Consider the following 25,393-nt stretch of genomic DNA (forward strand, 5'->3'; position numbering starts at 1 on the left):
CTCGTATCTACATCGGACTAGTCACGCGCTTCACCCAACTGCACCAGCACCTTGCGGGTCTGTTCAGGATGGTGTTCGATCAGGTCGATAGCTGCTGGCATCTCGTCGAAAGACACCTGATGGCTGACCAGCTCCTGAACCTGCAATTTGCCGCTGGCAATCAGCTCGATCACCTTGGGGAACTTGCGGTTGTTCAGGCGCGAACCCACCAGGGTCAGCTCCTTCTTGATCATTTCGAGTTGCACCAGATCACTCGGCGTTGCATTGAAGCCCAGCAGGCCGATACGCCCGGCTGGCGAGGCCAGGCGAACCATTTGCGGCATCAAGGACGGGATGCACGCGGCGTCGACAATCAGCGGCACGCCTTCGCCGTGAGTCAACTCACGCATCGTGGCTTCCACGTCGACCGCCTGACCATTGAGGGTGCGACTGGCGCCCAGGGCTTTGGCGGTTTCCAGCCGCGCGTCGATCACGTCGGTGACGGTGATGTCGGCCAAACCCAGCGCGCGAGCCATCTGAACCAGGGTCAGGCCAATCACGCCAGCCCCGTAAATCAGCAGACTGTCACCCGGATGTACCTGCATGCGATCCAGCACGTTGAGTGCGATGGAGTAAGGCTCGACCAGCGCCGCGTGGCTCAGGGACATCGAGTCAGGCAGGCGATGGGCGTTACCCGCCGGGACGCAGACTTGCTCGCTGAAACCACCGTCACGGTGCACGCCAATCACTTGCAGCCTGGTGCAGACGTTGGGGCGGTTGATCCTGCACGGGTAACACGTGCCGCAACTGATCACCGGGTCGATGCACACGCGGTCGCCGGCCTTGAGGTGTTCAACGCCCTCACCCACTTCGCGCACCACGCCAGAGAACTCATGCCCGGTAACCCTAGGGAAGCGCACGAAAGCGTTTTGCCCATGGATGATGTGCATGTCCGAGCCGCAGATACCGGCATAGGCGACGTCCACCTTGACTTCGCCGGGTGCGATTTGCGGCACCTCGACCTGGGCCAGGCCGAACTCAAAAGGTGCTCTTACTTGAAAAGCTTTCATCGGATAACTCCTGTCAGGGCGGCCGCCGCCTGATGTTCTTGTTGTGGTAAATCGTTTTTTACTGGTATCGAAGCCGGGCTTACCAGTGCCAGAGCGTGCCGTCTTCAAGGCGATTGACCGGCAGGCTGGCGCGCTTGTAGGGGTATTTCGCCGCGAGGTTCTCGTCGATGTCGACGCCATGTCCCGGGGTTTCGCCGGGGGTGAAATGGCCGTCTTCAAAGCGATAGGCGTGAGGAAAGACTTCGTCGATTCGCTCGTCGTGGGGCATGTGTTCCTGAATGCCGAAGTTAGGCACCCAGGTATCGAAATGCAGGGCAGCGCCCATGCACACCGGCGACAGGTCTGTAGCCCCGTGAAAGCCGGTACGAACCTGGAACAACGCAGCAAAGTCCGCAATGCGTCGCACATGAGTAATGCCACCTGCGTGTACCAGAGTGGCGCGGATGTAGTCGATCAACTGCTCCTGGATCAGCTCGCGGCAGTCATGAATCGAGTTGAAGACTTCACCCACCGCCAATGGCGTGGTGGTGTGCTGACGGATCAGGCGAAACGCTGCCTGATTTTCAGCCGGGGTGCAGTCCTCCAGCCAGAACAGGTTGAACGGCTCAACAGCTTTACCCAACCGACCCGCTTCGATAGGCGTGAGGCGATGGTGGACGTCGTGAAGAATGTGCAGGTCGTCACCGAAACGCTCGCGCACGGCTGCAAACAGTTTGGGCACATAGTTAAGGTACTTGGCGGTGTCCCACATATGTTCGGCAGGCAAATCGCTGTCAGCCGGTTCGTAACGCTCGCCGCTGCGCTTGGCCACGCCATAAGTGGTCGCAATCCCGGGAATCCCGCACTGCACGCGCACCGCTTTGTAACCTAGCTCGACATGGCGGGCGACTTCGTCCAGGCAACCCTCGATGTCTTTGCCGGTGGCGTGCCCGTACACCATCACCCGCTCGCGGCTCTTGCCACCCAGCAACTGATACAACGGCATGTTGGCGGCCTTGGCTTTGATGTCCCACAGCGCGATGTCTACCGCCGCGATCGCGGTCATGGTCACCGGACCACGGCGCCAGTAGGCCCCGCGATACAGGTATTGCCAGATGTCCTCGATACGATGAGCATCGCGACCGATCAGCGCGGGCAGTACGTGTTCTTCAAGGTAGGCGACCACCGCCAGTTCGCGGCCATTGAGGGTCGCATCACCGATGCCGTAAATACCGGCATCCGTGACGATTTTAAGAGTGATCAGGTTGCGACCCGGACAGGTCACGATCACACGGGCTTCAATGATTTTCATCAGTTGCGGGCCTCTGCGGCAAAAGAAAAAGAAGGCATATCGAGACTGGGCATCGCGGCCAAGGGGATCAGTGCACCGCGATGCTGAACGACTTGAGCGGCCAGTCGATGTCCCCACTGACCCGCGAGATCCGGCGCGCCGCCCTGCAGGCGACAGGAGAGATACCCGGCGCTGAACGAATCGCCTGCCGCCGTCGTGTCGACGATGTTGCGCACGGCTTCTGCAGGCACTTCGAAGCGCTCGCCGGCGCAGTTGATCAGGCATGACGCCGCGCCGCGCTTGAGCACGACCTCGTCCACGCCGAAGCTCGCATAGGCACTGAACAGGGACTCGACGTCGGCGTAACCAAACAAGGCTTCGTCGTCCTCCCAGGTGATCAGGGCCAGATCGGTCAGGCGCAGCATGTCGCTATAGACCTGACGCGCCGTGTTGGCGTCTGGCCAAAGGTGGGGACGGAAGTTGTTATCAAAAACGATCCGGGTGCCGGATGCCCGGGCTTGAGCAACAGCCTGCAGCAAGCGAGCGCGGCCATCGGGCGTGAGGATCGCCAGGCTGATGCCGCTCAAATAGAGGTAGTCGTAATCGGCCAGTGCCTGCAGCAACACATCTGCCTCAGGCCCGTCGAACATGCGCCGAGCTGCTGCCTGGCCCCGCCAATAGACAAAACGTCGTTCGCCACGCGTATCGGTCTGGATGACGTAAAGGCCCGGCAATGCGTCCTTGATCACCCGCACGTTCTGGTTTCCGACGCCTTCATCACACCACAACTGGCGCATGGCGTCGCTGAAGCTGTCCGCACCGATGGCGGTCACGTAATCAACAGCAATGCGCGTGGCTGGATTCAATCGGGCCAGATAGACGGCGGTGTTGAGTGTGTCACCGCCAAACGTCTGGCTGAAGTCTGAAGCTGATTCGGCACGCATCTCGATCATGCACTCACCCACCATCGCTACCTTCACGGGGTTGGGTGAAACGGATTGCGGCCGGTGTTTTGAAATCGCATTCATCATTACGCGCCTTTATTATTTTTAAAACGGCGTTTCATTTGTAGCTTGTGCCCGAGTTTTGATCAGATTTTCCTCACCGTCAAGAAAAATGAAACAGCGTTTTGATTCGCTTGCGTATATCCTTGGGTTTTCCGTTCCCGTTGGAGCCTTCATGGACAACAGCACTCTCCAGAACAATGAACTGGTCTCCGCAGTAGGCCGGACCATGGCGGTACTAGAGGCATTGGCAGAACATCCCGAGGAAAGCGGCGTATCGGAAATCGCGCAGAAACTGGACATGTCCAAAAGCACCGTTTACCGCTTTTTGCAGTCACTCAAGGCGCGTGGCTATGTGGTGCAGGACGCCGAAGATCGTTACCGGCTCAGCGTTCGACTGTTTGAGTTGGGTGCTCAGGCCCTGCCCCATCTGGACATCGTCCGCGAGGCTGAGCCAGGCATGCGCCGTATCAACGAGTTGACCGGCGAGACCGTACATTTGGGGATTCTTGACGAAGGCAGCATCGTCTACGTGCACAAGATCGACTCCAAGTACAACCTGCGGATGTACTCGCGTATCGGGCGCCGCGCGCCGCTTTACTGCACCGGGATCGGCAAGGTCTTGATGGCATGGCTGGATCAGCCGGAATTGTTGGCGCACTTGCAGGAAGAAAGCTTCGAGCGCCGCACAGCCAACACGCTGACAACCGTCGATGCTTATTTGCAGGAATTACAGGTGGTTCGCGACCAGGGTTATGCCGAAGACCATGAAGAATTTGAAGACAACATGCGCTGTCTGGCAGCGCCGATCCGCGACCGTTTTGGTCATGTGATCGGTGGCATGAGCGTTTCATTTCCCTGCTTCCGCTTTCGCGAAGAACTCAAGCAGGATTACGTCAAACAGCTGATGGAAGCCACGCAGCGGATTTCCAGCCAGTTAGGCTGGCACGCGAAATAACCTGCTGATCACAGCGTCTCTTCGATGACTCGCCGAAACGACTCGATAAAAACCGTCTCGGCGCGGTTCATCCGCTGATCACGGTTCCACATCAGAAACATATCGACATCCACCACGCCGTCAGCCGGTGGCAAACGCCAGATCAGACCGTTGTGCAAATCATTGTCCACCAGGTGTTCAGGCAAACAACCGATGCCGTAACCGGCAATGATCAACCGGCGAATCTCTTCAAAGCTGGGCGAGGATGCGACGATTTTGCCGGTAAAGCCCTGCTGATCACGGAACACTGTCAACGGCGACAGATTGCCGCCAAGCTGGTCGCTGGTGAAGCTGACAAAGTTTTCGCCCTGCAATGCATCCAGTGCCAACCCTCGTTTGCCGAACAGCCGATGTCGTTTGCCGCAGAAGAATGCGTAGCGCTGGCGCATTAACAAAACCCGCTCCAGTTTCGCCTGGGGGAAGCGGCACAGGCCGATGCCCAGACTGGCAGTTTTCTGGTTCAGCGAACTCTGAATGTCCGAACTGCGCATGACTTCAAGTTCCAGTTCGACACGCGGATGCAACAGGTGAAAGTCCGCAAGAAAGTCGTCATAGAGCGGTGACTGAACATGACTGATGGACAGCACACGCACCTTGCCAACGACCTTTTCCTCGGCGCCCTCAACCGCCGTGCCCAGGCGCGAGACATTGCCATACATTTCCTGGGCAATCCCAAACACCTCCTCTCCGGCCTGAGTCAGATCGAAGCGCGGGCCCTTGCGCACGATCAACGCACAATCGAGCTGTTCCTCAAGGCGTTTCAGCGACTGACTGACCGCTGACTGCGTGACGAAAAGCCTTGCCGCCGCACGGCTGATACTGCGTTCCTGACCGATCGCCAGATACGTGCGCAACAGGTTCCAGTCCAGTCGGTCATTGAGAAAGCGCCGTCCTTGCCACTTGCCTTGTGCTTCGACCGATTCGTCGTTGTTCATCACCGCACCATTAGTAGCTTGGCTAATACACAAAATAAGTATTAGCAAATTGATTAATTATAGGCCGCGAGCGATAAAGCAGGGAAGCGCCCCCAGAGCGCTACGTGACCAGCCTCAATCCCTGCCATAACGCCAAAACCAAAAAGGGCCTTGCATGCGAACCTCATCCAATCAGCCTCGTCGCGCGGCTGCCGCGGCATTCGTTGGGACCACTATTGAGTTCTACGACTTCTACATCTATGCCACTGCGGCTGCATTGATTCTGGGGCAAGTGTTCTTTCCCAGTGATACTCCCGGCCTCAGCACCCTCGCGGCTTTCGGGACCTTTGCTGTCGGCTTCATCGCACGGCCCATGGCCGGGATGGTGTTCGGCCATCTGGGGGATCGTCTTGGCCGGAAAAAGATGTTGCTGTTCACGATGCTGTTGATGGGGCTCGCGACTACCGGGATCGGCTTGTTGCCAAGCTACGCCACCGCCGGTATCTGGGCGCCAATCGGGCTGGTGGCGTTGCGCATCGTGCAAGGCATCTCTGTCGGCGGCGAATGGGGCGGTGCGGTGTTGATGGCCAGCGAGCATGCACCCAAGGGTCGTAAAACCTTCTATGCCTCTTTCGCACAACTGGGCAGCCCGGCCGGTTTGTTGCTCGCGCTGATTGCATTCAGGCTGGTGACATCTCTGGAGCCCGCTGAATTCGCCGACTGGGGCTGGCGTTTGCCGTTCCTGGCCAGCGGCGCCTTGATGATGATTGGCCTGGCGATCCGCTTTGGCGTTGAAGAGTCACCGGAATTCAAGGAAGTCGCGGAGAAAGGCGAAACCGCCAAGTACCCGGTGCTGGACGTGCTGCGCACCTGCTGGCGACAGATTCTCTTCGCAGCCTGTGCCGTCACCATTGGCTCGGCAGGATTCTTCTTCACCAACACCTTCATGATTACTTACGTGACCCAGTATCAGGGCATCTCCCGGGCGACCATTCTGGATTGCCTGTTTATCGTGACCGTCCTGCAATTCATTTCCCAGCCCATCAGCGCTTTGCTGGCCGAACGTATTGGCGAAGGCCGCTTCCTGATGTTGGCGGCGCTGCTCTCCATGGCCATGCCCTACCCGATGTTTTTACTGGTCGGCACGCAAAATCTAGCGTTGATGACCCTTGGCATCGCTATGGCCGTGATCACCCTGTCGGCGCTGTATGCGGTGATTGCTGGCTACATGGCTCAGGCGTTTCCAGCGCACCTGCGTTACAGCGGCATTTCCATTGCCTACCAGTTGATCTGTGCCATCGCCGGCGGCACAACGCCCATCGTCGGCACCTTGCTGGCAACTCACTACGCGGGACAGTGGTTACCACTAGCGATCTTCTTCAGTGTGCTGGCAGGCATTTCGCTGTTCGGTGTCTGTGGCCTGGCCCGGCTGCGCGGCGAAAACAGCCCGGCTGCACAGCCAGCTTTCAACAAGGAGCTTTCATGAACACCCCAGACACTCTTGATGCCGTGGAATGGCAAGCCCGCTGCGAACTGGCGGCACTGTATCGATTGATCGCGCACTTTCGCATGACGGACTTGATCGACACCCACATCAGCCTGCGTATTCCGGGCCCTGAGCATCACTTCCTGATCAACCGTTACGGCGTGATATTCGACCGGATGACGGCTAGCGATCTGGTGCGCATCGATCAGCACGGTCAGGTAGTCAATGGCGATATCGAGAACAGCCGGGTCAACGCTGCGGGTTTCGTCATCCACTCAGCGATCCACATGGCGCGTGAAGACCTGAACTGCGTGATCCATACCCACACGGCCGCAGGCATGGCCGTTGCCGCCCAGGAACAGGGGTTGCTACCGATCAGCCAGCACGCCTTGAAGTTCTACGGCAAGCTCGCTTACCACACCTATGAGGGCATTGCGCTGTCACTGGAAGAACGCGAGAGACTGGTGGCGGATCTTGGCCCCCACAGAGCGATGATCCTGCGTAATCACGGCCTGTTGGCGGGTGGTGGCAGCGTGGCTCAAGCGTTTCATGAGATACATTTTCTCGAGCGAGCGTGTCAGGCACAGGTTCAAGCCCTGTCCGGTAACAGTAAACTCGTGCAACCCAGCGAGGAAGTGTGCCGTTTGACAGCCCAACAGTTTGATCGCGATGAAGCCGCAGAAATCATTCAGTTGAGCTGGAAAGCAGCACTGACCTTGATCGAAGACCAACGCGAGTCCTACTGCTCATGACCACCATCGTCCTGCTGACCAATGACACCGCTCTAGACAGCGAACTGCAAGCCGCATTCGCCCGTAACGCGCCTGAACTCAAGGTGGTATTGCCCGATGATCCGGCCGCCGTCGAGGCACAAATCGCTGCCTGTTGGTATCCACCCGCAGGCAGCATGGCGAACCTGCCCAACCTGCAACTGGTGCATTCGGTGGGCGCCGGTGTCGATCACTTGCGCACGGACCCGAGTCGAGCGGACCTTCCCGCCTGCCGCGTGGTGGACCCTGACCATCGGCGAGGCATGACCGAATACGTGCGCTGGGCCGTGCTGCATTTTCACCGCGACTTTGATCGCGTGGCTGCACAGCAACGCCAAAGCGCCTGGCAGCGTCATCCACAACGGCCCGCCGGTCAGTTCAAGGTAGGCGTAATGGGACTGGGTTCGCTGGGTGCCGCCATCGCCAGTGATCTGGCCGGGGCTGGCTATGCCGTGAGTGGCTGGGCACGTAGCCCGCGAGAAATACCGGACGTGATCTGTCATCACGGTGACGAGCAGTTCGAGGCATTCCTCAACGGGCTGGACATGCTGGTCAACCTGCTGCCCTTGACCGATGCCACCCGAGGCATTCTGTGTAGCAAGACGTTTGCCGCCCTGGCTCCCGGCGCGGTAATCGTCAATGCCGGACGCGGGCAACATCTGATCGTTGATGACTTGCAACAGGCGTTGGTCAGCGAGCATTTGCGCGGCGCGGTACTGGATGTGTTCGAGCAAGAGCCGCTGCCGGTAGACGACCCTCTGTGGCAGATGCCGGGCGTGATCATCACCCCGCACATGGCCTCCGCAGCCTCCGACGACTGCATTGCGCAGCAGGTCGCAGAAAACGCCCGCCGCCTGATCAACGGCGAACCCCTCAATAACCTGGTTGACCCGGATCTGGGTTACTGAAGCAAGCGCAAGAGGTTTAATGATGAACGTACTCAACTGCAACGGTGATCGGCTCTGGGGCAGCCTCATGGACATGGCCAAAGTCGGTGCCACAGCCAAAGGCGGCAATTGCCGTCTGGCCCTGTCCGCTGAAGACAAAGCCGGGCGTGAGCTGTTCATGGGCTGGTGTCGGGAAGCAGGCATGACCCTGGGCTTCGATGCCATCGGCAACCTGTTCGCCCGCCGCGCAGGACTGGACGACACGCTTGAGCCGATCGTGATGGGCAGCCATCTCGACACTCAGCCTAAAGGCGGTCGCTTCGATGGCATCTACGGCGTGCTGAGTGGGCTGGAAGTGGTGCGTTGCCTGAACGAACAAGGTATCCAGAGCCAGCGGCCGATCGAGATCGCGGTCTGGACCAACGAAGAAGGTGCGCGCTTCACACCTGCGATGTTTGGTTCTGCGGTATTCACCGGCAGCCTGGAATTACAGACCGCGCTGGACGCCTGCGATGCGGACGGTATCAGTGTCGCTCAAGCGCTGGACGCCACCGGGCATGTGGGTGAGCACCCCTTCAAACGTCCTTTCGATGCGTATTTCGAAGCGCACATCGAACAGGGTCCGATTCTTGAAGACAACGGCATCCCGGTGGGCGTGGTGACGGGCGGCCAGGCGATTTGCTGGCTGGACGTGCAGGTCAAAGGCCAGAGCGCCCATGCCGGGACCACACCGATGAAACTGCGCAAGGACGCGCTGTTTGGCGTAGCGCAGATGGCTGCGCAACTTGAAGCTTTGGCGGACGAATACGCCCCCAAAGGTCTGGTCACCATCGGTCAGCTGAGCATCGCCAAATCGTCGCGAAATACCATCGCAGGCAGCGTGAACTTCACGGTCGATTTGCGTCACCACGAAGACGAGCAGATTGCGCTCATGGAACAGCATGTCCAACAGCGTTTCCAGCAGGTGGCTGACGCCCGCGGGTTGACCCTGGACATACAGCGCCACTGGCTAAGCCCGGCCACTCCGTTCGACAAGGATTGCGTTGCAGCGGTGCGCCGTGCCGTCGAGGCGCTGGGGTATCCACATCAGGACATCGTCAGCGGCGCAGGCCACGACGCCATCCTGCTGGCTCGGCATTGCCCGACCACCATGGTGTTTATCCCTTGTGTTGGCGGCCTGAGCCACAACGAGGCCGAAGACGTTTTCCCTGAAGATGCACGCATGGGCTGCGATGTGCTGCTCAACGCAATTGTTGAGCGGATTCAGCGCTAGCCCGATATCCGTCACCACAAGCACCTGTCGGCCTCAACGCCGGCAGGCAGGGCGCGCAGATGCCCGATAAACAATCAGGCGCTCGCTGATCAGCACGCGCCAACTCCTCGTAGAACTGCCAATCAATAACTCAATCCTTTGGGCATACGCTCATTTTGGAGACATAAGGCATGAACAGCTCTGCGTATGTAGAAAGCCAGGCGCCGGTAACGGAAACGCCGGTCAACATGAAAAAGGTCGCCATCGCCAGCGTCATCGGCACCACGGTGGAATGGTATGACTTGTTCGTCTTTGCAACCGCGTCTGCACTGGTGTTCAACAAGATTTTCTTCCCGGCATTTGATGCCCTGATCGGCACATTGCTGGCGTTCGGCACCTTTGCTTCGGCCTACGGTGCGCGCATCGTAGGCGCCGCGCTGTTCGGTCACTTCGGCGACAAGCTGGGGCGCAAGTCGATGTTGTTGATTTCGCTTTTGGTAATGGGCGCAGCGACTTTCGCTATCGGTTTACTGCCCGATTACGCCAGCATCGGTATCTGGGCGCCGATCCTGTTGCTGACGCTGCGGATCATCCAGGGACTGGCACTGGGTGGTGAATGGGGTGGCGCAGTGCTGATGGCCGTGGAGCACGCCCCGGCTAATCAGCGCGGACTCTATGGTTCATGGGTACAGATCGGTGTACCGGCCGGAACCATGCTTGCCAACCTGGCATTTCTGGCCATTGCCGCCCTGCTCCCAGCCGAAGACTTGCTCTCCTGGGGCTGGCGTATTCCGTTCCTGGCCAGCGCATTGCTGATTGCCGTGGGTTTGTATATTCGCCTCAATATCAGCGAAACCCCTGCTTTCAACAAAGCGCAGAAAACCGAAAAACACATCAAGGTGCCGCTTGCAGAGATCTGCCGTAAATACTGGAAACAGGTGCTGTTGGGCGGCATTGCTACCATGTCCACCGGCGCCTCTTTCAACATCATCGTTGCGTTTGGCCTGACCTACGGCACCCAGACGCTGGGCTTTAGCCGCACGATCATGCTCAGTGTGGTTCTGGCCTCCTGTGCGCTCTGCGTCTTTCTGTTGCCCGCATTCGGCGCGCTGTCTGATCGTATTGGACGCAAGCCCGTGATCATTGGCGGGATTATCGCCGAGGCCGTGGTGGCCTTCCCGATGTTCTGGCTGATGGACACCCGTGAGCTGCCGTTCGTGTTCCTGGGCTACATGCTGCTGATGACTGCCTTCGCCGCCAACTATGGGCCTATTGCGACCTTCCTGGCCGAGCTGTTTGGTACCCGGGTGCGTTATTCCGGGCTGTCGGTTGCTTACATGTTGTCCGGTTTGCTGGGTAGTGCTGCAACCCCGATCATCACCACGGCACTGCTGTCCTTGACCGGCAAAGGTTCTTCGGTCGCCTGGTACATGATCGGCTCGGCCGTTATTTCACTGATTGCGCTGCTCTTGCTAAGCGAAACTTTCAAGCGCGACCTGACCAAGGACGCAGCCAGTCATGGCTGATTGAGACCCACTACCCCCTGAACTACCGACAACCCTGTACGGGCTGCCGAACGCTGCGAAAGCGATTGGCCTGAGTCATCGTCATCGCAGCCTTCAGCAGCTCCTGCAGTCAACGCTCGACAACTCGGTGTCAGGGCCTTCAGAGAACACGAGGATCAGCATGAAACGCATCAACTCAGCGCCAGGCACCATCGGCCCGGTCGGGCCTTACTCCCAGGCAGTCATCAGCGGCACTCTCGTCTTCACCGCCGGGCAGATCCCGGCCTTTGACGGGCTGGACTCGCAGCCAGAAACATTTGAAGAGCAGGTGCGCCAGACACTGCGCAATCTGGAAGCGATCCTGATCGAGGCCGGGTCGGACTTCGATCATGTGATCAAGGTCAACAGTTACCTGACCGATCCCGCGCAGCTTGAACCCTTCAATCGGGTCTACAGCGAAGTGCTCGGCCATGCGCCACCGGCACGGACCACGGTCTGCGTATCGCTGTGGGGCGTATCACTGGAAATCGACTGTATTGCGCAATTAAAGGAAGCATAACGATGAGCGATGAAGAACTGCGGGAAAAACTGGAGCGCGTCAGCTTCGCTACGTTGGGGCATTTCCTTGAGGAAGGATTCGTCTCCCACGAAATCCGTTCAATGCTCAGTAACGTGAAGGTGGTGGGTCGCGCTTTTACGTTGAAGGTCGCCAACGCTGATGCCTTCGCCGTCAATCGGGCGCTGGCCAGCCTGGCCGAAGGCGACGTGCTGATCGTGGACATGCAAGGCGATCACCGCCACGCGTGCGTCGGCACGGTCACCTCCAGTGCCGCAACGGCACGCGGGGCAAAAGCAATCATCGTCGACGGTGCCGTTACCGATATCGTCGAACTGCGCGGCGCGGGGTTGCCGATATTTGCCCGAGGTACCAGTTTGCTGACCACCAAGTTGTGCAGTGATACCGGCAGTGCCGTGGCGATACCGATCAAATGTGGAGGTGTCAGGGTTGAGCCGGGCGATTGGGTGATGGGCGATGACAATGGCTTGTTGATCACCAGCAGTGAAGCACTTGAACAAGTGATCGATATTGCGCTGGCCAGTGATGCTGCAGAACCGTTGTTGATACAACGTTTGCAGGCAGGGGAAGCGGTTGAGACGCTGTTGAAACTGGACGGCAGCACACATTAATAAGGCGCAGGTCGCTGGGCATGCCTTGGGAGTGGCTTAGCCGGGAGAGGGTTATTCCTGATAACTGTTCAGAAATTTTGCCCCCGCCCTCGCGACTGAAGCCACTGCTGTGAACCTCACGTAACCTAATGAGCCGCTATCTACCGAACCAGCCGCTTCTCTTTTGACGGCCGATAACCAAAGAACGCGTTGTAGCACTTGCTGAAATGGCTGGGCGAGACGAATCCGCAGGCAACTAGCACTTCGACCTGGGACATTTCGGTGTGCTGCAGTAAGCGACGGGCTTCGGTGATACGCAGCTCGAGGTAATAGCGCTGTGGTGTGGTGCCCAACTGCTCCCGGAACAAGCGCTCGACCTGACGACGAGAGCGACCGGCGTACCTCACCAGTTGTTCCATTTCCAGTGGTTCTTCAAGGTTGGCATCCATCAGTTTCACCACCTCACGCAACGGTGCGCTGAGCGACAGATGGGCAGAACTCTTGATACGCCGATAACGGGACTCCTCAAAAGAAAGAATGTCCTCAATGCCTTCAACCAGTGCTTTGTCATGCAGCGCCTTGATCCACTCCAGCGCCATGTGAAAAGCGCCTGAAGGACTGGCGGCCGTCAAGCGGTCCCGGTCCACTACAAACGGTTCGCTAGTGACGTGGGTGACTTTGCAGATTTCAGCCAGTGCAGGACGATGCTCTGGATGGATCGCGCAACGGTAACTGTCGAGCAAACCGGCAACACCCAGAAACCACGCGCCATTCCACAAGCCCGCGAGTGCAGTACCCTGCTCCGCCGCCAGATTCAGTAGCGCGGACAGCTCAGGGTAATGCTTGAGCTCAGTCCGGTAGCCGCCACAGATAACCAGCAAGTCCAGCCCCTTTATTTCCGCAAAGGTCAGCTGCGCATCCGGTCGAATCACTAACCCTAGATCGCTGACGACTTCGCCCTCCTGCAACCCGAAGGTACGGGTCGTAAACAAACCGGGACGCAGCAGATTTGCGGTGATGATGGTGTCCAGCGCCTGAGTGAATGCAGGCAGCGAGAAGTACTCGAGCAGCAAAAATCCGGCTCTCGTCTGGCGAGTTGAAGCCGTTGAGTCATCTCCGAGATAACGGAAATTCTTGCCCTTCATGCCGCCGCTGAATTGACGTCGCTCGTTCATGTCGCGGGGTTCTCTGTCTCTTCAACCGAATACCGGTCGGCGACCGGCCCATGCACCGCCATCAGTTCTGCAACCCAATCAATGAACACTCTGACCTTGATGCTGATGTGTCGATTGGGCGGGAACGCTACGTATAACGGCATCGGCTCCATCTGCCAGCCCTCGAATAGCCGGACCAACTCACCACCTGCCAAGTGCGGCTTTGCCATGTAATCGGGCAGCCAGAGCACGCCCATACCGGCCAGACCGGCTGCGAGATAGGCGTTGCCGTCGTCCACCGTCAAAACGTGCTGTCCGTTGATGTGCAGATGCTCGTCATTGTTATGCATGGCGTACGGCAGGGCTTTGCCGGTACGGGCCCACAAAAAACCGACGATCCGGTGCAGTGAATCTTCCAGCTCACGAGGGTGCGCGGGCGTGCCCAGGCGTTCCAGATAGCCGGGAGCGGCATAAACCCCAAGCTGCAAATCCCCCACCCGGCGGGCAATCAACGACTGATCGGTGAGTTCACCGCCGCGCACGACGCAGTCCACGTTATCGCCAATCAGGTCGACCACACGGTCACTGACGCCCATGTCGATCTGAATGTCCGGATATTTCCTGTGAAACGCTGGCATCGCTGGCATCAGGACCATTCGCGCCAATGGGCTCGGCACGTCCACGCGCAACCGGCCTCTGGGCAACGCTGCGGCACTGGAAAGACTGGTTTCTGCGTCATCGAGGTCGGCCAGGAGCCTAACCGCCCGCTCGTAATACACGGCGCCGTCAGCAGTCACGTTGACCTTGCGCGTTGTGCGATGGAGCAACTTGACCCGCAACCTGGCTTCCAGTTGCTGAATCAATTGGGTCACGGTGGTCTTGCTCATGTGCAGCGTATCGGCCGCTTTGGTAAAGCTGCCCGCCTCTACGACCCGTACAAAGGCCTGCATCGCATCAAAACGGTCCATTGCTGCCCCGGCTAAAACGTCTGGATTGTTTGGGATTCGCAAACAGTGCTGACTAAGGTTGCTCGTTTATCCAGTGGGTGCAAGTGCTTAGAGTCTGTTTCGTCGACTCCTCACTCAATCCACTAGAAGGAAGCCCACCATGAGCCAACGTGACGTTGTATTTCCACCCGGTCGCCAAGCGCTTTACGAGCGCAACCGTTACTCACCGGCAATCCGCTCCAACGGTTTTCTGTTCGTCTCTGGTCAGGTCGGTAGCCAGGAAGATGGCTCGCCCGAGCCTGATCTGGAGAACCAGGTCCGGCGCGCTTTTGAGAACCTCAATGCCATTCTGGGGTCGGCCGGCTGCACATTTGACGATGTCATTGACGTCACGGTATTCATCGTCGATCCCGCCTCCAGGTTCGAGACCATCTGGAAAATCGTACCGGAGTTCTGGGGTAATGCGCCGCACCCGACATTGACCGGGGTGGGCGTGACCTGGCTGTACGGCTTTGACTTCGAGATCAAGGTAATCGCCAGAATTCCAGAGGCTGCCACGCACTGACAACCCCACGAGGACGAGTGCTGATCGTCGTCCTCGACATTTTTTTTATGTTTTTTTCACCGGCTTTGAGAAAAATCCCGGAGCGTTACGTCTTTGATGGTCAGTTTGAGAATTTTTCGCAAACGTAACCAAGACGTATGAAGGATCGTATTAATGCCGCGCCTATCTGCATTGCCGTCTCTTGCCCTCCTGATCATGCTGCCGATGGGCAACAGCTGGGCTGCCGAAGCCTCTGAAAGCCCGCGCACCCTGCGCTACAGCATGAGCGCACAGCCATTGGCTTCGGCGCTGGCGCAGTTCGCCCGGCAGAATCAATTGCAGTTGAGCTTTGACGCTGCCTTGGCGGCAGGCAAGACTGCGCCGGCAATCAGCGGTGAACTCAGTGAGCGCGAAGCGCTGACGCAGTTACTCAGAGACTCAGGTCTGGGCTGGTCACTGACCGATGACCGCACGCTATTGTTGTTCGCGCAGCCTGCCAGCGGATCGATCAACCTGGCGCCTTCGACGATTACCTCCACTGGTTTTGTCGAACACGCAGACGGCCCGGTCCAGGGTTATCGCGCAACCCGCAGCGCCACAGGAACCAAGACTGACACGGCCCTGCGCGACGTTCCGCAATCCATCCAGGTGGTCTCGCGTCAGGTGCTTGAAGACCAGCAAGTCAACAACCTCGGTGATGCGTTGACCAACGTCAGCAGCGTGCAGCGCGGCAACAGCCATGGCGGTTCTTCGGAAAGCTTCATCATTCGCGGTTTCAAAGCCACTACGTATGCGGTGGATGGCATGCTGATCAATCCGCTGGTGTCCCGCCCTGAAGCCCTGCGTGATCTGGCCAACGTCGAACGTGTGGAAGTCCTCAAAGGGCCAGCGTCCGTACTGTACGGCCGTGGTAATCCCGGCGGCCTGATCAACCTGGTGACCCGGCAACCAAGCTTCACGCCCGAAGCCGAGGTCACAGCGCAGGCCGGCTCCTATGACTTCTATCGTCTTGAAGCCAACGCCAGCGGACCAATGGACGAAGCTAAAACCCTGGCCGGGCGCATGACCGTTGCGACCCAGACCGAGCGGGGTTTTCGCGACACATTCCGCGACAGCAAGCGCACCTATGTTGCGCCGACACTGCGCTGGGAACCCACCGATACCACGCGAGTGGATGCTGGCCTGGAATACATCAACCAGACCAGTCCGTTCGACAGAGGGCTAATCCCGGTCAACGGCAAGATCAACATGAGCGCCGACCGTTATTTGCACGAATCGTGGTCGCGCGACAAAGCTGACAAGGTTTCGGTCTGGTATCGCGCCGAACATGACGTCAACGACTGGCTGACCCTGCGCCAGATGACCCGCTGGGACCAGTCTCACAAAGATCGTTATGTCGTCGATTTGCGTGACCTGGAGGCCGACGGCCGTACCCTGCGCCGTCGTGCCACCGATGGTGATGAGCGCATCAGAACCCTGGACATGCAGTTTGAAGCCATTGCGCGCTTCGCCACCGGTGGCCTGAATCACACGGCACTGGCGGGTTTCGAGTACATCGACGGCAAGCGCAATGTCGCCAGTGATCGCGCGACCCTGGGCTCTATCGATATTTACAATCCAGTTTACGGTGCCCGGCCTGATACGTTCGCGTTCAATGAGGAAAACGATTACAAAGTCGAGTCCTACAGTTTTTATCTTCAGGATCAGATTGACCTGAGCGAACAATGGAAGCTGATTGTCGGCGCGCGTTATGACGACACTCGTCAGCGCAATACCTCGACCAATGCGGACTACGAAGTCACCAAGACCAATCTGGACCCTACCAAGGTTTCCCCGCGCTTAGGTCTGGTTTACCAGCCCGTTGACTGGCTCGCGCTCTACGCCAGCTACAGCACATCGTTTACCCCACAGAGCGATGTCCAACGCAGCGGCAGTACGCTGGACCCGGAAGAAGGTGAGCAATATGAGGTCGGCGCAAAATTTGATCTGATTCCTGATCGCCTCAGCGCAACCCTGTCGGTATTCGAGATCACCCGCCAGAACGTGGCGGCGCCCGATCCGACTGACGACAATTACTCCGTGCAAACCGGCGAACAACGCGTACGCGGCGTTGAGCTGGATGTCAGCGGCACACCGCTGGAAGGCTGGGAAATCATCGGCAACGTCAGCGCTCTGGACGCCAAAGTCACCAAGGACACTGAAATCGAAACTGGCAACCGCCTGGACGGCGTACCGATCCTCAGCGGTTCAGTCTGGTCCAGCTATCAACTGCAGACCGGTCCGATGAAAGGCCTGGGCTTTGGTGCTGGCGTGATCGCGGTGGGTGAACGCCAGGGCAATATCGACAATTCGTATGATGTGGGCGGATATGCCCGGATCGACGCCAGTGTGTTCTACGACATTGATGAGAACATCCGTGTCTCCCTCAAAGGCCGCAACCTGACTGATCGTAAGTACATCGAAACCGCAGCGGGCACCGATGGTAACTACGCAGGCGCACCCGCCTCGTTCATTGCCAGTGTGAGCGCTAAGTTTTGAGTCCTCCGCCGTCCACACTGAATGCCGAAACCCTGCATGTCGCCTACCGCAACATTCTGCGTAAACGTCTGTGGATCTGCGGCGTGCTGGTCGCGACGTTGCTGGCTTGTCTGGTGGCTGACATCACCCTGGGTACTACCCGGTTCGCCGCCAGCGAAGTCTTGCTGGCGATATTCGACCCCGGCAGCGTCGACCCCGATACTCAGGTGATCGTCCGCGAATTGCGTCTGCCTTTCGCGCTGATGGCTGTATTGGTGGGTGCCGCGCTGTCGCTGGCCGGTGCGGAGATGCAGACCATCCTCAACAATCCACTGGCGAGCCCGTTCACTCTGGGCGTGTCGTCGGCGGCATCCTTTGGTGCCGCGCTGGCGATTGTGCTGGACCTGGGGATTCCCGGGGTGCCAGGCAGCTGGTTGATCACGGCCAATGCTTTCATCTTTGCCTTTGCCTCGGTGTTGCTGTTGCAGGCGGTCGCCAGCCTTACCGGTGGCGTGCAGTCATTGGTGCTGTTCGGCATTGCTTTAGTCTTCAGCTTCAATGCCATGGTTGCCCTGCTGCAATATCTGGCATCTGCGGATGCCTTGCAGCAATTGGTGTTCTGGAGCATGGGCAGCCTGAGCCGAGCCAGTTGGCCCGCAGTGCAGACACTGGCCGTCGTGTTCTTTCTGGTCTTGCCGTTCAGCCTGCGCGCGTCATGGCAAATGACCACCCTGCGCCTGGGAGACGAACGTGCAGCCACACTGGGTATTGATGTCGCTCGCCTGCGTCTGGGCGCTTTGCTGCGTATCAGCCTACTGGCGGCCACCGCCGTTGCCTTCGTCGGCACCATTGGCTTTATCGGCCTGGTTGGACCGCACATTGCGCGCATGCTGATTGGCGAAGATCACCGGTTCTTCCTGCCGGTCAGCGCCTTGATGGGCGCGTTGATCATGTCGCTATCGGCAATTGTCAGCAAACAGCTGATTCCGGGCGTGGTGCTGCCGATCGGCATCGTGACCGCAGTGGTCGGCGTACCACTGTTCATGAGCCTGATTCTCAAGCGAGGCCGGACATGAGCCTGTTGCAAGTACGCAACCTGAGTGTTGGCTACAAGCGCAGCGCGGTGTTGCATGGCATTGATCTGCCAGACATTGCCCCAGGTCAGGTAGTGGCGCTGGTCGGCCCCAATGGAGCTGGCAAATCGACCCTGCTGCGCAGCCTTGCCGGACTGTTGTCGGCAACCGGGGAAATCCGTCTTGGTGAACTGGATCTGCTGCGCTGCAAGCGTCGCGAACGGGCCGCCGTATTGGGCTTCATGCCGCAAACCTTGCCGGACGGCATTGCCTTGAGCGTGCTGGAGACATTGCTCGGCGCGTTACGCGGCGGAGATTCGCTGGCCATGGTCGGCAGTGCGAAGGAGCAACAAAACAAAGCCTGCGCTGTGCTGGAGCAATTGGGCATTCTGCACCTGGCACTGCACTCCCTGGACAGTCTGTCCGGCGGGCAGCGCCAAATGGTCAGCCTGGCGCAAGCGGTCATTCGCCAGCCGCGCCTGCTGTTGCTCGATGAACCTACCAGCGCACTGGATTTGCGCTACCAGAACGACGTCATGAGCATGGTCCGGCAACTGGCCGATCAGGGCCGCATTGTGGTTGTGGTCCTCCATGATCTGGGGCTTGCAGCACGCTGGGCCGATCAGATCATGGTGCTTGAACGCGGTCGTTTGAACGCTGCAGGCACGCCCGAACAAACCCTGACTCCGGGCATGCTGGAGCAGGTCTATCGGGTTCAGGCCAGAGTCGAGCGCTGCAGCCTGGGCCGGGTGCAGATTCATGTCGATGGGTCGGTGGCATGAACCTCTCAAAAGCCTCGCTCCAACAACTGTCCCTGCTTCTACAGGTCCTGACGCCGGATGACGCCGAACTTGTGGGAGCAGAGCTTGCCCGCGATAAACGATTACACGATGTACCGGATGGAACGCGGTGCCCAAATCGCGGGCAAGCACCGCTCCCACAGGAGGCGCGCGGGGTGTCATTGACTCCGCGCAATTGCCTGAAAAGCGGTGCATTGATAATTGCGGGCCTGCTGTTTCTACTCTGCACGGCCACTCAAGCTGCCAACTACCCAATCACCGTCACTGATCTCGCCGGGCGTAGCGTCACCCTGCCCCATGCCCCGCAACGTATCGTGTTGCAGGACAGCAATATTCTTTTGTCCCTGGCCCTGCTGGAACGTGACAACCCGCTGGCCCGGGTCGTCGCCTGGGATAACAATCTGGCCAGCTCCGATCCGGGGCTGTGGAACGTGGTCCGTCAACGTTGGCCACAGGCGAATAAAATTCAGGACCTCGACTTCCCCGACACCGGCCAGTTGGACATCGAAAGCCTGTTGCGTACCCATCCTGACCTTATTGTTGCTCGTCTGAGTGGCCGGGCAGCCATCGAGAACACGGTGCTCAATAGCGTTCTTGAGCGTTTGGGCATCCCGCTGATCTACGTCGACAATGAGCTGGACCCGCTAGTGAACGTGCCGCGCAGTCTGGAACTGCTAGGCCAGGTGCTGGGCCGTGAAGACAACGCAAACGCTTACTTGCAGGTCTATCGGCGGCAACTGGCCCGACTGCGAGAGACAGCTGCGGGTCTGCCAGCACCAAAAGTATTCGTCGAAGCCCGAGCGGGACAGGCCGGGGCTGGCGGCTGTTGCCACACTCAAGCGCACGCCGGTTGGGGCTTGCTGATAGAGAACCTCGGGGCAATCAACCTGGGCTCACGCTACTTGCGCAGCGAGTCCGCCGATGTGGCGCTGGAAACCTTGATCCTGAGTAAACCCGACGTCTACTTGATGACCGGCACTCAGCGCCTGCGCAATGGCGTCACCGCGATCCCTTTTGGCTACGGCGCCAATGCCGAGCGCATCAACAGCGAAATGCAGCGTTTGATGTCCCGCCCCGGCTTCAGCGCCACGGCGAGCTCAGCAAAAGCGTGCGTCCAGGGCCTCAATCACCAGTTTTACAACAGTGTCTTCAACATAGTTGGGGCACAATGGCTGGCGAAAATATTCTGGCCTGACCAATTTGCTGATCTCGACCCGGATGCAGAGTATCGAACGTTGATCCGCGAATTCACCTCGCTACCCGACATGCCGTTTGTGTTTCATAAGCAGGTTTGCTTCACACCGGTTGAAGGGTGACGCAACTGAGCCGCAAACAACGATCCCAGCAGGCGTTCACCGAGGTTACGAGGCCAGCGAGGGGGAGTGTCAGACAGACCGCTATCGCTGGCCTCGTAACCTCGGTGAGCTCCTACAGGGCTTGCGTTGCCTTTAGCCGGCCGAGCCCATCCAGATCAACGAGAACCTTTATGATTAAACAACTGAAGCTTTGGGCTCGCCACCTCAAAGCCAATCTGATTCTGCTCTGGTTGTGCTGCCGTCAGCCGGACATGCCATGGCTGCCAAAGATCGTTGCGTTGGTCACCGTGGCTTACGCCGTGAGCCCGATTGATCTGATCCCTGACTTCATCCCGGTGCTGGGCTTTCTGGACGATGTGATCCTTTTACCACTCGGGATCGCCCTCGCCCTGCGCCTGATTCCGGACACGTTGCAGCAGCGCTGCCGCCCTGAAGCTGAAGCCATGGCAGGCGAGCGAATCAAGCTTAAGGGGCGCGGCTGGATGGTCGCCTGTATCGTATTGATCTGGCTGCTGATCGCCTGGGCCGTCTGGAAAATGTTTACCGGCTAGACCCGATCGACTCAGGCCAGCTCGAAGAGTACGTCTTGCGCACCATCCCACAGGGTTTTCACACCCAGTGCGCGCAGGTTTTCCTTGCCCTGCACAACGGTCAGAAAGTGGTTGCCAGCCAATTGGCCCATCTTGCTGGCGAAGCAGCATGAACCGTAGGCAATGAGGATTTCTGTCTCGCTGTACGGTCCCGGATAAAACAGGATGTCGCCCACCGATGGATGACTGGTGTGATTTTCAAAACCGATCGGCTGATTTTCCAATAGCAACTGGTACTCACCCAGCGGGACCCAACAGCCTTCACCACTCCAGCGAACATGGATCAGTTTCTGGCGATACGGCAGCAATTTCAGAAATGCGGCAACAGTGTGCGGGGCATCAGGATTGGTTTCAGCGAGAAACTCGTATCCGCCGGCAGTGATTTTCAGAGTGGTCATGCAGAGCTGCTCTCAAGGTAAGTGAGTTGATCAGGTGGCGACACTACGTATCAGCGCCTAGGCAGGCTGACTGACCGAATCAGGTTTTCGAATGCTGTCGGGCTTGTCCGCACGAACCGCCGAGGCAGCGAGGCTCACCTCAAAACAGCATCCATGGGGCACACGGCTTTCCAGGTTCACCGACCAACCCTGGTGGAGGCAGATGCGCTGCACCAGCGAAAGACCCAGGCCGAGACCTTCCCCACGCTGCTCATCCCCCCTGACGAAAGGCTGGAACATGGCCTGCTGCTTTTCAAGCGGAATGCCAATGCCGCTGTCCTGCACCGAAAAACGGTCACCGTGCAGGCTTAAAGAGATGAAACCTTCGTCGGTGTAATGCCAGGCATTGCGCAGCAGGTTACTCATCACCGAATGCAACAGCGTTGCGTTGTACAGGCGATCAGAACCGACACCCGGCTCGTACCGCAGGGTCAGGCCTTTTTCTTCAATAGCTTTGCGCCAGATATCCACCAGCTCGTCCGCGACCGCAACCAGTGTCGCGCGCGGGCCTTGGCCAGGTACTTCGGTTTCGATCCTTGCCAGCAGCAGGAAGGTTTCTACCAGCTGGCGCATGCCTTCGCTGGCCCGGGATATCCGCAGAACCTGATTACGCGAGCGCGGATCAACGGCAGGATTTTCCAGGAGCAGTTCACAGGAGCTGGCCAGCACCATCAGAGGGGTACGCAGCTCATGACTGACGTCACTGGTGAACATTTTTTCCCGGCTCAGCGCGGCACGCAGGCGACCGAGCGTGTCATCGAAAGACACCGCCAGCTCGCCAACCTCGTCATGGGCATAATCCGGCGCCAGAGCTGGCGCGGCGTCCATGATCTGATCCCTGTGACGCACCTGCTTAGCCAGCTTTACCACCGGAGCCATAACACGCTGCGCGAGCAGTCTCCCCAACAACAACGCCAACAGAACGCTTAGAACGAAGCCTACCAATACGATGGCGAACAGAATACGTTCGCGCTGCACGGTCGCGGTCTGGTCACGGAGCAACACGTACTGGCGATCATCAACCACATCAACCATGGCGTAATAATCAATGTTGTCTTTTTTTATCCGGTGAAATCCCGGTTTCAACGGTTTGAGGACATCGGGCATGGTGAACAGCCCGGATGCATCCTGCACGTAGAAAAACGAATCCTTCTCCGGTCGGTGGCTCCAGTTAGCGACGTCATCCATCATCAACAGCCGGTGCAGATCGCCGTTCATTGAAAGCGCCGTCAGCTTTTTGCCCACCAGATGCACGGTGACGACAATGCCCGCTGCAAATATCAACGCGACCAGAGTACTCATCAGCGTGAAAACGATGACGATGCGCTGTTTGAGACTGTGTTTGATATCCATGCAACTTCCGTCGACGTTTTACATCCGGGCAGTATCAGGCCAGATATGTCGTCATTTCGTCAACGGAGCTGCTGGAATCGGCCACTCAGAACGCTGGCATTGCACTGACCACGCGCAGTGCCAGGCCTTCGTAAGCATCCAGGGTGATGGTGAACTCGCCCTGTTCCGTCAGATCGCCCTCAACCCGCTCGTTGATGATGTCCACCACAGGACCCGGCGCAATGCCCGGCAGGTGCAGGGTTTCCACAATCGGCTCGGAGCTGAAGTTCAGCGCAGTAATCTGCGTGCCCTTCCCGGCTGGCAGCTCATGCACCATGATCAGCAGACCTGGATGCTCAACATCCGGGATCAGGATTTGCTTGCTGGCAGCGATGTCGTAAGCCCGACGTACGGCGAGAATTTTTTTCAGCTGCGAAGCAAATGAATCCGGACGCTGCAACTGGCTGACGATGCTGCCGTAGAGGGTCCGTGAACGCGGCATGTTGCCTGCAGAAACCTCCGCTTCCGGGTCCAGATCAACCAGATCGTAGGCCCCACGGTGAATCCAGCGGGTATCTCCGTCCTGCATCAGGTGCTGAACCTGATCGGCAGGCAGTGGCAACGCGCCGACCAAATCCCAGCCGGACAACGCAAAAACGCCGGGCTGCATGGCATTGAACATCACCAACAGCAAATGGATGTGCTGGATTTTATGAATGTCTTCTTCAGTGATGGCGTCCAGATCACGAATACCCAGCGCCGCCGTAATGATGCTGGCGGTGGTACAGGACACGCCATTGGTAACGAATTTCAGGTTGTACGGGGCATGTTCACCTGCCAGCTTCTCGTACATTTCCTCGCGGATGTGCTCTCGCAGAATATTGCCCGGCAGCGTCTGACCCTGATAGTGGTAGGTGTCGTGGGCATGCAACGTCCAGAAGTGCACCAGCTCGAGCGTCAGTTCATCGTGGTTTTGCAACGCGTGAATCAGCGACGCAGGATCAATACCGAACGCGTGAACCTGACGCAGCATCAACCGCAGAAACTCGGTGGTACCGGTCAACAGTGCGTGCTGATAGGCCGGACGCGAAATGAAGTCATAAGACAGGTCCGCGCCGCCATGAGACATCGAGGCGATGTCATCCAGAGTCAGGTTCAACTCCTGAAAACTGAAACCGCCCGCCTTGCGAATCGCGCCGCCCAACAGCTGGTTACCCGTAATCGACAACGGGTGGCTCTCAGACCACGCATTGCCTTCAGCCTTGCGCTCGACACCGAGGAAACCGTTGGCATCCAGACGCAAAACACGTGCGCCCATGACATCAATGGAATGCAGAGCATCACCAATGATCATCTGCTGCGCAGCAAAACTTGGGTCCAGCCAGTTCAGCGATGGCTGCCCTTCCTTGAAGTAATGCAGATAAACCCAGCGCCGCGCCTTGCCGTCCACGCCCTGAACAATGCCCGTGGCGCTCCAGTCGGTTTCCTTGACACCTGGCTCGAAGAAAATCACCCGCTGTAACTGCCCAACGATGTAATGCTTGTCCTTGAGGGCGTCGACCACCTCAGGCATCAGGTTTACCGCATCGCGACCGGCCGGAATATCCGGCAGCAGCTGCCAGTCCTCTTCGCGAATCTCGACCATGTGATACAGGCCCGGATAATCCTCATACGCCATTTCTGCCAGGCGGAAATCAGAGCCCTTGCCAGTGTGGGACGGAATCACGTCATCAATCACCACCGCGTTATGCGCTGCTGCAATGCGACTCAGGCTGAGTAACTGCGCATCGGTCCCCAGTTCAGGGTCGATGCCGAAACTGATCCGGTCGAAGTTACCGTCGATGGTCGGTGTGTGTTGCCGTCCTTGAAGGCCACCGGAGGTCTTCAGTGGTCCGTTGTGAATGCCTTGAATACCGATTTCCGATAAGGCGTGCCACAGCGTTTCATCACCCAGAGCCTCGAGCACCGAGCCGCCCTGACGGGTGATGATCGACGCTGGATAAGCAGTAAACCAGACGGAAGCAATCGCCGAAGCGTCTCTGGGCCGGGATTCGGCGAACGGGCGTTGCCACAGCCTGCCCTGCCCCGAATACAACTTGGCCCGCTGGCGTGCGGCATTGAGCATTGATTGTTCAACCAGCCACTCTACGTACTGCTTATCCGGTGTCGTCATAAATTCCAATCATCCGTTTCTCGTGAATCGGGCGAAACGATCGGAGTGAATTCATCTGTTCCGATTGAGTCATGTGTTACCCGTTTTAAGAGCGCCACGGGCGGCAAACGTTGCATTTATGTTTGATCAACGGGGGCTATAACGCAAAAAACTCCAGCGCCCAATGGACGCTGGAGTTTTTGCAGACGTGTTGCAGGCGAAGTCATCAG

Annotated in this window: 23 protein-coding genes; 14 read left to right on the forward strand and 9 right to left on the reverse strand. The window is 58.3% G+C overall.

All coding sequences use genetic code 11. From position 1 onward, the window contains the following. Positions 1-17: 17 nt before the first annotated feature. The 3 genes from ABRP31_RS14870 to ABRP31_RS14880 all read right to left on the reverse strand — a co-directional run bounded on the left by ABRP31_RS14870 (position 18) and on the right by ABRP31_RS14880 (position 3,347). Positions 18-1,049 (reverse strand): Zn-dependent oxidoreductase, encoded by a 1,032-nt coding sequence (locus ABRP31_RS14870; protein ID WP_349972898.1) that lies wholly within the window; start codon positions 1,047-1,049, stop codon positions 18-20. 79 nt (positions 1,050-1,128) lie between these two features. Next, positions 1,129-2,340 (reverse strand): D-mannonate dehydratase ManD, encoded by a 1,212-nt coding sequence (gene manD, locus ABRP31_RS14875; RefSeq protein WP_095101480.1) that lies wholly within the window; start codon positions 2,338-2,340, stop codon positions 1,129-1,131. Then, complete coding sequence (locus ABRP31_RS14880; protein WP_349972895.1) at positions 2,340-3,347, reverse strand: sugar kinase; 1,008 nt, start codon at positions 3,345-3,347, stop codon at positions 2,340-2,342. Before ABRP31_RS14880 ends, manD begins: the two co-directional genes overlap by 1 nt. A 151-nt stretch (positions 3,348-3,498) precedes the next feature. On the opposite strand from ABRP31_RS14880, the gene kdgR reads away from it, so the two are divergent. Next, positions 3,499-4,281, forward strand: a complete 783-nt coding sequence (gene kdgR / locus ABRP31_RS14885; protein WP_087264242.1) for a DNA-binding transcriptional regulator KdgR — start codon at positions 3,499-3,501, stop codon at positions 4,279-4,281. Between the two features lie 8 nt (positions 4,282-4,289). Here kdgR and ABRP31_RS14890 read toward each other — a convergent pair whose 3' ends face one another. After that, a complete protein-coding gene (locus ABRP31_RS14890) occupies positions 4,290-5,255 on the reverse strand; it encodes a LysR family transcriptional regulator (protein WP_349972893.1) in 966 nt (321 codons plus the stop codon). Between the two features lie 154 nt (positions 5,256-5,409). On the opposite strand from ABRP31_RS14890, the gene ABRP31_RS14895 reads away from it, so the two are divergent. From ABRP31_RS14895 to ABRP31_RS14925, 7 genes are all read left to right on the forward strand, one after another. Further along, the gene (locus ABRP31_RS14895) at positions 5,410-6,720 is read left to right on the forward strand and encodes an MFS transporter (RefSeq protein ID WP_349972891.1); all 1,311 of its coding nucleotides are present in this window, start codon (positions 5,410-5,412) and stop codon (positions 6,718-6,720) included. Further along, a complete protein-coding gene (locus ABRP31_RS14900) occupies positions 6,717-7,472 on the forward strand; it encodes a class II aldolase/adducin family protein (protein ID WP_087264236.1) in 756 nt (251 codons plus the stop codon). The genes ABRP31_RS14895 and ABRP31_RS14900 overlap by 4 nt, the downstream gene beginning before the upstream one ends. Continuing rightward, entirely contained in the window at positions 7,469-8,398 is a 930-nt protein-coding gene (locus tag ABRP31_RS14905; RefSeq protein WP_349972889.1) for a glyoxylate/hydroxypyruvate reductase A, read from the forward strand. Before ABRP31_RS14900 ends, ABRP31_RS14905 begins: the two co-directional genes overlap by 4 nt. Before the next feature lie 22 nt (positions 8,399-8,420). Then, complete coding sequence (locus ABRP31_RS14910; RefSeq protein ID WP_372489442.1) at positions 8,421-9,650, forward strand: Zn-dependent hydrolase; 1,230 nt, start codon at positions 8,421-8,423, stop codon at positions 9,648-9,650. Positions 9,651-9,820: 170 nt separating this feature from the next. After that, positions 9,821-11,155: an MFS transporter gene (locus ABRP31_RS14915; RefSeq protein WP_349972885.1), complete on the forward strand. Its 1,335-nt coding sequence runs from the start codon at positions 9,821-9,823 to the stop codon at positions 11,153-11,155. A gap of 160 nt (positions 11,156-11,315) precedes the next feature. Further along, positions 11,316-11,693, forward strand: coding sequence for a RidA family protein (locus ABRP31_RS14920; protein ID WP_349972883.1), 378 nt, complete (start codon positions 11,316-11,318; stop codon positions 11,691-11,693). A gap of 2 nt (positions 11,694-11,695) precedes the next feature. Beyond that, positions 11,696-12,322 (forward strand): RraA family protein, encoded by a 627-nt coding sequence (locus ABRP31_RS14925; protein WP_349972881.1) that lies wholly within the window; start codon positions 11,696-11,698, stop codon positions 12,320-12,322. Between the two features lie 140 nt (positions 12,323-12,462). Here the strand turns inward: ABRP31_RS14925 and ABRP31_RS14930 are convergent, their stop codons facing one another. Then, entirely contained in the window at positions 12,463-13,476 is a 1,014-nt protein-coding gene (locus ABRP31_RS14930; RefSeq protein WP_349972879.1) for a GlxA family transcriptional regulator, read from the reverse strand. Continuing rightward, complete coding sequence (locus ABRP31_RS14935; protein ID WP_349972876.1) at positions 13,473-14,423, reverse strand: LysR substrate-binding domain-containing protein; 951 nt, start codon at positions 14,421-14,423, stop codon at positions 13,473-13,475. The genes ABRP31_RS14930 and ABRP31_RS14935 overlap by 4 nt, the downstream gene beginning before the upstream one ends. 139 nt (positions 14,424-14,562) lie before the next feature. Between ABRP31_RS14935 and ABRP31_RS14940 the strand changes: the two genes are divergently transcribed. The 6 genes from ABRP31_RS14940 (at position 14,563) to ABRP31_RS14965 (ending at position 21,203) form a co-directional block, all read left to right on the forward strand. Further along, positions 14,563-14,967, forward strand: a complete 405-nt coding sequence (locus ABRP31_RS14940) for a RidA family protein (protein ID WP_087264225.1) — start codon at positions 14,563-14,565, stop codon at positions 14,965-14,967. A gap of 153 nt (positions 14,968-15,120) precedes the next feature. After that, positions 15,121-17,484 carry a TonB-dependent receptor gene (locus ABRP31_RS14945; RefSeq protein WP_349972873.1) on the forward strand — a complete coding sequence of 788 codons (2,364 nt, stop codon included), beginning with the start codon at positions 15,121-15,123 and terminating at the stop codon, positions 17,482-17,484. Then, on the forward strand, positions 17,481-18,539 hold the full coding sequence (locus tag ABRP31_RS14950) for an iron ABC transporter permease (protein ID WP_087264222.1): 1,059 nt from the start codon (positions 17,481-17,483) through the stop codon (positions 18,537-18,539). Before ABRP31_RS14945 ends, ABRP31_RS14950 begins: the two co-directional genes overlap by 4 nt. After that, positions 18,536-19,318 carry an ABC transporter ATP-binding protein gene (locus ABRP31_RS14955; RefSeq protein WP_349972870.1) on the forward strand — a complete coding sequence of 261 codons (783 nt, stop codon included), beginning with the start codon at positions 18,536-18,538 and terminating at the stop codon, positions 19,316-19,318. Before ABRP31_RS14950 ends, ABRP31_RS14955 begins: the two co-directional genes overlap by 4 nt. 173 nt (positions 19,319-19,491) lie before the next feature. Further along, entirely contained in the window at positions 19,492-20,652 is a 1,161-nt protein-coding gene (locus tag ABRP31_RS14960; protein ID WP_349972869.1) for an ABC transporter substrate-binding protein, read from the forward strand. Positions 20,653-20,822: 170 nt separating this feature from the next. Next, positions 20,823-21,203, forward strand: coding sequence for a YkvA family protein (locus tag ABRP31_RS14965; RefSeq protein WP_349972867.1), 381 nt, complete (start codon positions 20,823-20,825; stop codon positions 21,201-21,203). 11 nt (positions 21,204-21,214) lie between these two features. Here the strand turns inward: ABRP31_RS14965 and ABRP31_RS14970 are convergent, their stop codons facing one another. The 3 genes from ABRP31_RS14970 to treS form a co-directional block, all read right to left on the reverse strand. After that, a complete protein-coding gene (locus ABRP31_RS14970) occupies positions 21,215-21,640 on the reverse strand; it encodes a DUF3830 family protein (protein WP_087264214.1) in 426 nt (141 codons plus the stop codon). Between the two features lie 57 nt (positions 21,641-21,697). Beyond that, positions 21,698-23,032, reverse strand: a complete 1,335-nt coding sequence (locus tag ABRP31_RS14975) for a HAMP domain-containing sensor histidine kinase (protein ID WP_349972864.1) — start codon at positions 23,030-23,032, stop codon at positions 21,698-21,700. Between the two features lie 85 nt (positions 23,033-23,117). Next, positions 23,118-25,184 carry a maltose alpha-D-glucosyltransferase gene (gene treS / locus ABRP31_RS14980; RefSeq protein ID WP_349972862.1) on the reverse strand — a complete coding sequence of 689 codons (2,067 nt, stop codon included), beginning with the start codon at positions 25,182-25,184 and terminating at the stop codon, positions 23,118-23,120. Positions 25,185-25,393: the final 209 nt, after the last annotated feature.

The sequence above is a fragment of the Pseudomonas caspiana genome (assembly GCF_040224095.2).
Lineage (GTDB): Bacteria > Pseudomonadota > Gammaproteobacteria > Pseudomonadales > Pseudomonadaceae > Aquipseudomonas > Aquipseudomonas caspiana.

Excerpts from the sequence above, each read along its gene's own strand:
- ABRP31_RS14870 (WP_349972898.1), bottom strand. The coding sequence starts at position 1,049 with ATGAAAGCTTTTCAAGTAAGAGCACCTTTTGAGTTCGGCCTGGCCCAG.
- ABRP31_RS14895 (WP_349972891.1), top strand. The coding sequence starts at position 5,410 with ATGCGAACCTCATCCAATCAGCCTCGTCGCGCGGCTGCCGCGGCATTC.
- ABRP31_RS14910 (WP_372489442.1), top strand. The coding sequence starts at position 8,421 with ATGAACGTACTCAACTGCAACGGTGATCGGCTCTGGGGCAGCCTCATG.
- ABRP31_RS14905 (WP_349972889.1), top strand. The coding sequence starts at position 7,469 with ATGACCACCATCGTCCTGCTGACCAATGACACCGCTCTAGACAGCGAA.
- ABRP31_RS14955 (WP_349972870.1), top strand. The coding sequence starts at position 18,536 with ATGAGCCTGTTGCAAGTACGCAACCTGAGTGTTGGCTACAAGCGCAGC.
- ABRP31_RS14900 (WP_087264236.1), top strand. The coding sequence starts at position 6,717 with ATGAACACCCCAGACACTCTTGATGCCGTGGAATGGCAAGCCCGCTGC.
- ABRP31_RS14975 (WP_349972864.1), bottom strand. The coding sequence starts at position 23,032 with ATGGATATCAAACACAGTCTCAAACAGCGCATCGTCATCGTTTTCACG.
- ABRP31_RS14940 (WP_087264225.1), top strand. The coding sequence starts at position 14,563 with ATGAGCCAACGTGACGTTGTATTTCCACCCGGTCGCCAAGCGCTTTAC.
- ABRP31_RS14890 (WP_349972893.1), bottom strand. The coding sequence starts at position 5,255 with ATGAACAACGACGAATCGGTCGAAGCACAAGGCAAGTGGCAAGGACGG.
- ABRP31_RS14945 (WP_349972873.1), top strand. The coding sequence starts at position 15,121 with ATGCCGCGCCTATCTGCATTGCCGTCTCTTGCCCTCCTGATCATGCTG.
- treS (WP_349972862.1), bottom strand. The coding sequence starts at position 25,184 with ATGACGACACCGGATAAGCAGTACGTAGAGTGGCTGGTTGAACAATCA.
- ABRP31_RS14930 (WP_349972879.1), bottom strand. The coding sequence starts at position 13,476 with ATGAACGAGCGACGTCAATTCAGCGGCGGCATGAAGGGCAAGAATTTC.
- ABRP31_RS14880 (WP_349972895.1), bottom strand. The coding sequence starts at position 3,347 with ATGAATGCGATTTCAAAACACCGGCCGCAATCCGTTTCACCCAACCCC.
- ABRP31_RS14920 (WP_349972883.1), top strand. The coding sequence starts at position 11,316 with ATGAAACGCATCAACTCAGCGCCAGGCACCATCGGCCCGGTCGGGCCT.
- kdgR (WP_087264242.1), top strand. The coding sequence starts at position 3,499 with ATGGACAACAGCACTCTCCAGAACAATGAACTGGTCTCCGCAGTAGGC.
- ABRP31_RS14925 (WP_349972881.1), top strand. The coding sequence starts at position 11,696 with ATGAGCGATGAAGAACTGCGGGAAAAACTGGAGCGCGTCAGCTTCGCT.
- ABRP31_RS14935 (WP_349972876.1), bottom strand. The coding sequence starts at position 14,423 with ATGGACCGTTTTGATGCGATGCAGGCCTTTGTACGGGTCGTAGAGGCG.
- ABRP31_RS14965 (WP_349972867.1), top strand. The coding sequence starts at position 20,823 with ATGATTAAACAACTGAAGCTTTGGGCTCGCCACCTCAAAGCCAATCTG.
- ABRP31_RS14970 (WP_087264214.1), bottom strand. The coding sequence starts at position 21,640 with ATGACCACTCTGAAAATCACTGCCGGCGGATACGAGTTTCTCGCTGAA.
- ABRP31_RS14915 (WP_349972885.1), top strand. The coding sequence starts at position 9,821 with ATGAACAGCTCTGCGTATGTAGAAAGCCAGGCGCCGGTAACGGAAACG.
- manD (WP_095101480.1), bottom strand. The coding sequence starts at position 2,340 with ATGAAAATCATTGAAGCCCGTGTGATCGTGACCTGTCCGGGTCGCAAC.